Source organism: Corallococcus sp. CA047B, from assembly GCF_003612065.1.
GTDB classification, from domain to species: domain Bacteria; phylum Myxococcota; class Myxococcia; order Myxococcales; family Myxococcaceae; genus Corallococcus; species Corallococcus praedator.
Genome location: NZ_RAWD01000100.1, coordinates 22239 through 28381, shown reverse-complemented (window position 1 = coordinate 28381; position 6143 = coordinate 22239). Strand labels below are relative to the sequence as shown.

Here is a 6143-nt window from a genome sequence, read left to right as displayed (position 1 = left end):
CCACCCCGCTGCGCATCGAGCCCGTCTCCGTGCCGGGCTTCGGCTTCGAATTGAAGGACGTGTCCCCCGCCGCCCGCGAGGGTCCCGCGAAGGGTCCCTCCGGGGCGCTGGCGCCGCTCTTGGGCGCGGGCGAGGTGTGGCTCGCGCTGCCCGGGCGGCCCCAGGCGTGGCGTGCCCAGGGGCCTCCGTTCCTCACCGTGCTGGAGCTGTCCCGCCAGGCGGTGGAGCTGGCGCGGGCCGTGGAGCTGGGCGAGGCCCGCTTCGAGTTCGAGCCCGCGGGCGTGCGCCCCGTGCTGACGCTGGACCTGAAGGGGCAACGGGCGAAGACAGGCCCCACCGGCACGTGGTTCCCCTTGGAGCCCGGCGCGCTGCTGTCCGCGCTCTTCCAGTTGGGCGAGGCGCTGGGGCTGGCCTTCGCGGAGGCCCACCGCGTCCAGGTCTCCAACCCGTACCTCGTGGAGCTGACGGAGCGCTGCCGCGAGGGCCTGTCACACCTGAGGGGCGCCCGGAAGCCCCCCGAAGCAGAGGGCGAGGCGCGCGAGCGCAAGAGCGCGCCGGCTCGCGGCGAGTCCCGGCCCCTGAAGGTCCCGGGGCGGCTGCGGCGCCTGCGCTTCGAGAAGCTGTGGGAGCAGCGCGGGCTGGACGAACCGGAAGAGGCGCGGCTGCTCGTGGGCCGGCATGGGCCGGTGTACTGCGCGCCAGGACTGGCGTGCGCGTTCTCACGCAAGGACGGCGCGGAGCTGTGGCGCAGGTCCGCGTCCCTGGGCGTGGCGGCTTCCGCGGATGGCCACGCGGTGGCGGCGGACGGCGCGCGCGTGTTCGGCTTCACCGGCCGGGGCGCGGGCGCGCGCTGGCTGCATGATCACGACGGCATCCCCCTGGGGCCCCTGCTCCTGCGGCAGGACGGGCTGCTCCTGACCTTGTCGGAGGACCGCACCGCGGTGGCCTTCGCGGAGGCCACGGGCCGCGAGGTGTGGCGCCTGGCCCCGCCCCGCACGCAGCGAGGGTGGCTGGCCACGCAGGGCCACCGGGCGCTGTTGTCCACGGACTCGGGCTACCTCTACGGGCTGGACCTGGAGGACGGACAGGTGCGCTACCGGCTGCGCTCGCCCATGCCCTTCCATGGCGCGCCGGTGCCGTGGGGCAAGCGGTTCCTGGCCATCCTGGGGCGCGGCTCGCACTGGGCGATGCTGCTGTCGGACGCGCACACCGGCGAAGCGCTGTGGACGCATGAGCCGGACCTCACCCTGCCCTCCACGCCGCTGCCCATGGGCCCGCGCGTGTTCCTCGCGGGGATGCGCGACGAGGACGGGCTGCTGGTGTGCCTGGACTCGCGCGGCCGCAAGGTCTGGGAGCGCGCGCTGCACCTGGGCCCGGGGCCCTATGCGCTGGCGCCGCTGCCGCGCGCGGTGGTGGTGACGAGCGCATCCGGGGCCGCCGCCCGCGTGTCCCTGTCCGGACAGGTGGACTGGCGCGTGGGGGCCGCGGGGGAGCCACTCATCGCGGCGCTGCCGGCACGCACCGCGCGGGACGTGACGCTGGTGGCGGGCGAGGTGGTGCGCGCGGTGGATCCTCGCGGCGGACAGGTGCTCGCGGAGGTGCGCGCGGGGGTGGGGCTGGTCGCGCTCCAGGCCGACGTGCGCCTCAACCTCTACTTCCTGGACGACGCCGGCACGCTGGCCGCGTACCGGCTGGGGTCCCACTTCGCCGTCGTCGAATAGCGACGGCGAAGCGCGCTGCTGCTCCGAAGGGCTTACTCGCCCTTCTTGGCGGAGGCCTTGGCCGGGTCGATCTCCTCCTCCGGCCGCTCCTCCTGCGTGGCGCCTTCCCACGTCTCGTTGGCACCCAGCTTCCACTCCGACGGCACGTCCAACTTCCACACGTAGGTGGAGTTGGCCTGGCCGCCGGACGCCGCGTGCGAGCCGACGTTGATGGTCATCTCCAGCTTCGCCACCTCCGCGGGCAGCAGGTCCAGGTCGTAGTGGCCCAGGACCATCTGCGGGGGGAACTCCGCGATGAGGCGCTCGGGGTAGTCGATCTTCATCGACGGATCCGCGCCGCGCATCTCGCCCAGCAGCTTGCCCTTCGCGTCGGTGAGCTTCCACACCGTGTCGAACGAGGCGCTGGTGACCATCTTCTTCACCTTGCCCTCCTCCTTCTCCACCCGCTGCGCACCCCAGAGCGCCAGCTGCAGACGGATCTGCGGCTTGCCCATCACCATCACGACGTCGGAGCTCACGATGTCCAGGCGCATGCCCTTGTCGCTCGCGGTCCACACCGGGCGGTATTTGCCCTCGCGCAGGCTGTCGAACTGCTTGCGCGCGTACTCGTAGAACGCCTTGCGATCTCCGGCGCGAGCGTCCTTCTTCTCGCCGCCGGCCGACTCCCGCTTCTCCAGCTCCTGGAGGTAGTTGTCGAACTTCGTGTTGCCCTCGAAGCGCGTCAGGTGCGCGTCGATGTCCTCGAAGTACGTCTTGAAGAAGGGCTTCAGCTCATCCCGATAGGAGGCCTCGTCCGGGTTGGTGCGCATCCAGCCCACGCGCTCCAGATAGACGGACTGGATGCGGCGGAAGTCGGCATCCCGCTCCGCCTCCTTCGTCCGTGCGGCGGAAGTGCGGTAGCTCGTCACCGCGGCGACAATCACCAAGGCGATGAGAACAATGAATCCGAAGTAGCGCTTCACGCGTCAGGCTCCTGTGCGTTCGGGCAGGCAATGATATGAGCCTGCATCATCGTGCTCCACGCCGGGGGAATCCAATCGTTCACCGTGCCTCTTCCACTCGAGGAAGGGGAGCTGCTGGGAAACCCCCAGATCGCCTGGCAGGCCTACGGGAAACCGTCGGATGGCAAAGCGGTGGTGGTGCTGCACGACCTGTCTCATTCTCATCAAGCGCTGGACCCTCGGTCGGACGCTCCGTATCAGCCCTCCGGCTGGGGCCATGAGCTCATCGGCCCCGGCAAGGCGTTGGATCCGGAGGTGACGCCGGTGCTCCTGCCCAACCTCTTGGGCAGCCCGTTCGGATCCACGTCGCCCATCACCGTGGAACCCAACTCCGGCGCGCCCTGGGGCAAGGCGCTGCCGCCGCTCACCGTGCTGGACATGGCGCGGGGCGTGTCCGCGTTCCTGCGGGCCCAGGGCCTGACGCACGTGCGGGCCCTGGTGGGCGTGGGCCTGGGCGGACTCGTCGCGCTGCGGCTGGCGGCGCTGTTCCCGGACATCGTGGACAGCGTGGTGGTGCTGGGCGCGGCGCGAGCCCTGCCGGAGGGTCTGCGCGAGAAGCTGGGCCTCACGTCACAGGTGCTGCGCATGGCGCCCGACAACGAGGACACCCCTCCCCTTCGCGAGCGCGCGCCCAACAAGACGCTGTCGCGGCTGCGGCTGGACTACCTGCGGCTCCTGTACGGGCGCGACCACCTGGGCTCGGCGTATCCGGACAGCGCGACGGCGCAGGCGGCCCTGGAGGCAGAGGCCGCGTCGTTCGCGGACACGTTCGACCCGACGGCGTGGTCGCTGTTGTGCTCGGCGTACGCGGGCTGCGACTTGACGGACACGTTCGCGCAGATCCGCGCGCGGGTGCTCCTGCTCACGGGTTCGACGGACGCGCTGGCGCCGGCGGGCCGCGTGCGTGACACGTACCACCTGCTCACGGCGTCCGGAGTGCAGGCGCGCTTCGTGGAGCTGCAGGGGCCGGGCGATCACGGCACCCTGCTGGCGGACGCGCACCGGCTGCGCGGCCCGGTGCAGGACTTCCTGCGCTGGCGCTGACGGCCTAGCGCGCCAGGTGCTGGGGCGCGACGAGCCGGGCCCTGAGCGCGCCCACGAGCATCCCGATGGCGATGTCGTTGTTGCCGCCGTGCGGGATGATGATGTCCGCGTGGTGCTTGGACGGCTCCACGAAGCCCATGTGCATGGGGCGCACGTGGCGCAGGTACTGGCCCACCACGTGGTCGAAGTCGCGGCCGCGGTCCTTGATGTCGCGCGTGAGGCGGCGAAGGATGCGCAGGTCGTCGTCCGCGTCGACGTAGATCTTCACGTCCATCTCGTCGCGCACCTCCTTCATGTGCAGCACGAGGATGCCCTCGATGAGGATGATGTCCCCGGGGTCCACGCGGTGCGTGTGCGGCTGGCGGCCAGACGTGACGAAGTCGTAGACGGGCTTCTGGATGGCCTGCCCCGCCTTCAGGGCGCGCAGGTGGCTGACGAGCAGCTCGATGTCGAACGCGTCGGGGTGGTCGAAGTTCACCTCCCGCCGGTCCGCCAGGGACATGTCCTTCAGGTCCCGGTAGTACGAGTCCTGATCAATGAAGGCGACCCTGCAGTCGGCGAGGGCCTCACGCACCTTGCGGGCCACCGTTGTCTTACCGGATGCGGTGCCGCCCGCGATGCCAACGACGAGGGGTGACGACATGCGGCGGGCAGTACCCCACCAGACAGGTGGGCGCAAGGATCCGTTGACCCTCCGACATCCCGTCCGCCTTATCCGCGCCGCAAGAGCCCTCGCCCCTGCCCTTCCGCGAGCGCCGCCGGGGGCACCTCCCCCACCGGGAGCGGGCCGTCTCCCAGCGCCCACAGCCCGTCCGCCACCCCTGGCGGCAGCGTCACGACCTCGAAGCCCTGCGCCCTGCGACGGATGGCGAAGCGCCACGGGCCCGGGCCCGGCCGGGCTGCCACCTGTGCCAGGGCTTCCAGGCCGGACACCTCCATTGCACCGCACGCCCACGCACGGCCGGTGAGGTGCCGTCGCAATGCGCGTGTGGCGAAAACCAACTCCGTCAGGTCCGCCGGGAAGGAGCCCAGGCGGACGTCCTCGGCCAGGGCCACCTGCCCAGGCGCCGGGGCTGGGGGCGCCTGGAGGAAGGCGTGCGGCAACATCATCTCCAGCGACAGCGCGGCGGCCAGACCATCCGACGCGGAGGCCATCACGCGCTTGCGGGCCCAGGACGCGAACGCGTGCGACAGCGACTTGCCCAGCCCGTCGAAGAGCGCCCGGTACTCGCGCGAGCGGGTGAAGGACTCCAGATCCGCCGGCGTGGCCGCGAGCAACAGGCGCGTCAGCGGCCAGTCCTTGTCCAGTTGCTCCGCCACCACCGCGAGCCGGAAGTCCCGGTCCGCGCGCGAGCCCTCCGGATCCTCGTCTTCCGCGGCGGGCGTGACGCCGTGGCCCACGTCGAACAGCACCCACGGCCGGCTCTCCGCCTTGAGCGCGGGCACGGGCTCGCGCGACGCGGGGATCTCAAGGGGCGGCCGGGACTCCTTCGGCACCAGGGCGCGCAGGCGGCGCAGCGAGGCGAGCGCCACCTCCGGCGGGTGACCATCTCCCTCGAAGGTGACGGCGCGCAGGCGGGTACAGCGGGGAAGCACCTCGGCCAGCAGCTCGAACAGCTCCTCGCGCACCGGCTGCGTGTGGTCATCCACGTAGAAGGACCGGGGTCCCCGGCGCGTCACCACTCCGCCCGCGAGGTGGATCTCCACGACCTGATCTAACGGGAAGCCGTCCAGCCCCGAGCGCAGCGGCAGGCCCGCGGAGAGCTGGTGGCTGAAGAGGTGCCCCAGGTCCAGGAGCAGCGGCAGGCCCGTGCGCGCGTGCAGCTTCGCCATGAAATCCAGCGCGTGCATCCCACCGCGCGTGGCGAGCACCGCGGGGTTCTCCACCACCAGCGGGACGCTCAGCCCCGCCTGGATGTGGAGCGCGTGCGCCGCGCAGTCGCGCAGGCCCGCTTCGTTGAACGGCGGCGTCACGTACAGATAGCCCGGGAAGGGCTGGCCGCCTGCGTGCCACCAGCCGACGTCGTTGCCCACCCAGGGACTGCCCACCGCCTTCGCGTGCGCGTCCAGTTCGGCCAGCGCGGACGCGGGCTCCAGCTCCGGCCCGTAGAGGTTCAGGTGCACCGGGTGGAAGAGCACCGGCACGTCCACGCGCCGTCGCCACATCTCCGGGAAGAGCGTGGCCTGGGCCCTCGCCTCCTCCAGCGCGATGGGCGCGCTGTACTCCACGAAGTCGAAGAGCCCGGGGGCCGTGTCCAGCAACCGGTACGGATGCGGCACGTCCGAGGCGCTCAGGTTGCTGCTCAGTCCCAGCCCCATCCAGGGCAGCGTCCACGATTCCGATGCAGGGCGCGTCATGGGCACACCCTAACCAGCC

5 protein-coding genes are annotated in these 6143 nt (G+C 71.6%); 2 read left to right on the top strand and 3 right to left on the bottom strand.

The window, feature by feature from the left end; all coding sequences use genetic code 11:
• Positions 1–8: 8 nt before the first annotated feature.
• Positions 9–1721: a PQQ-binding-like beta-propeller repeat protein gene (locus D7X74_RS17500; RefSeq protein WP_233602145.1), complete on the top strand. Its 1713-nt coding sequence runs from the start codon at positions 9–11 to the stop codon at positions 1719–1721.
• Between the two features lie 32 nt (positions 1722–1753).
• On the opposite strand, the gene D7X74_RS17495 is transcribed toward D7X74_RS17500, so the two are convergent.
• Positions 1754–2683, bottom strand: coding sequence for a hypothetical protein (locus D7X74_RS17495; RefSeq protein WP_120534105.1), 930 nt, complete (start codon positions 2681–2683; stop codon positions 1754–1756).
• 51 nt (positions 2684–2734) lie between these two features.
• Between D7X74_RS17495 and D7X74_RS17490 the strand changes: the two genes are divergently transcribed.
• Positions 2735–3766: an alpha/beta fold hydrolase gene (locus tag D7X74_RS17490; RefSeq protein ID WP_120534104.1), complete on the top strand. Its 1032-nt coding sequence runs from the start codon at positions 2735–2737 to the stop codon at positions 3764–3766.
• A 4-nt stretch (positions 3767–3770) separates the two neighbouring features.
• Here D7X74_RS17490 and udk read toward each other — a convergent pair whose 3' ends face one another.
• Both udk and D7X74_RS17480 read right to left on the bottom strand, forming a co-directional pair.
• Entirely contained in the window at positions 3771–4409 is a 639-nt protein-coding gene (udk, locus tag D7X74_RS17485) for a uridine kinase (RefSeq protein WP_120534103.1), read from the bottom strand.
• 68 nt (positions 4410–4477) lie between these two features.
• Positions 4478–6124: a DUF692 family multinuclear iron-containing protein gene (locus D7X74_RS17480; protein WP_120534102.1), complete on the bottom strand. Its 1647-nt coding sequence runs from the start codon at positions 6122–6124 to the stop codon at positions 4478–4480.
• Between the last annotated feature and the right edge of the window lie 19 nt (positions 6125–6143).